We start from the raw sequence: 1,303 nt of genomic DNA on the forward strand, positions 1-1,303 counted from the left end.
ACCCCCCTATACAAGGCGTCGGTGAAGGCGGACACAAGCGCCTCGGATCCCCAGCTCCCCACAAGCAGAACCCTGGGCGCCTCGTACACCCTCCCGACCTCCTCCCCGCCCCTCGGTGTTCCCTTGGGGTGGCTCATAGGCGCCCTCCTTCCCCGTCTGGCTCGCTGGCCAGAGGGGTCATGGGGCTGGCCCGGGCCAGCACGTCGGGCCACTCGGCTCTGACAGCTCTCTCAGCCTCCAGTACATACTGAGACCACTCCTCCAGTTGCCTCTCATTAACTGCAGATAGAGCCTGTCTAACGGCCTCTGCATACTTAGGCTCCAGCTCCTCTACTACCTTCTGCAACATATTCAGCACTGAGGCCACGTCTCTGTGCACCCAGTGGCCGTGCGGACAGAGGCCTACTTTCGGGCCTAACGGGAACGACATCTCCTCGCCGTGTATGGGGCAGGTCTTGGAGTTTCTGCGGGCTGAGACTAACACAAACCTCAAGCCGCGCTCCTCAGCCTTGTCCCTCACCTTCTCCACCACAGTTTTGATAGGAATCTGCTTGATGCGGTGCCTCAGCTGTGGACTCCTTTTGTCCACAACCATCTCCTCCTGCGGCTTCTTGCCCACGTTTTCCGTTACCAAAATTGCCGCCTCTCCGGTCAGCTCGTGTGCGATCTTGTTCACTCTATCCCGCTTTCTGTCTCTCTCCCTCAGTCTCTTGATGCGCCTCTTAAACTCTCTTGTTACGGTGCCAGATATCCTCTTCCCGTTCACCTCCACTGTCAGCTCCTCGGCCCACCTCCTGCGTATCGCGTCGTACCTCCTCGCCAGCCTTCCTAAGTCGGTGCGGAGCACCTTAATCGATACGGACGGCTGAACCCACTGCCGGTTCCACTGGGCGACTCTGTCGGCTGAGGCCTTCAAGTCGACGCGGGCTACTACCACAGTGTTCTCATTCACGTCGAAGGCGGCTACAGTTGTAGGCTCCCTAGGCGGCTCTGGCTCAACCTCGTAAGTGAAGACGGCGTAAACTCGGTTTCCGACGCGCTTCAGCCGTATTGTAGACGCCCTCCTGGCCCTCCCAGTCCTGACAAGCCACTCGTAGTGCCAGAAGCGCCTGTGGGGCCACAGCTCCACAATGTGTCTCCCCAGCATGAGCCTTATTGATAAAGCAGTCAACCCATCTATACGCCATGAATCTTCTCTTACGTAAGGCGCTACGCGCCTAACCGCAGGAGGCTTTCCTCCAGCTTCAGCCCAGGCGTTGTATGTCTCAACTGCGTCCTTGACGGCTTGTTGCTGATAGGCGGC

Annotated in this window: 1 protein-coding gene; it reads right to left on the reverse strand. The window is 58.8% G+C overall.

Annotated features, from left to right (window positions below; translation table 11 throughout):
* Positions 1-133: 133 nt before the first annotated feature.
* A partial coding sequence (locus ACP5J3_RS14695; protein ID WP_428496362.1) for a zinc ribbon domain-containing protein occupies positions 134-1,303 on the reverse strand: 1,170 nt, incomplete at its 5' end.

This window comes from Pyrobaculum sp., assembly GCF_049971835.1.
In the GTDB taxonomy this organism is placed as follows: Archaea; Thermoproteota; Thermoprotei; order Thermoproteales; family Thermoproteaceae; genus Pyrobaculum.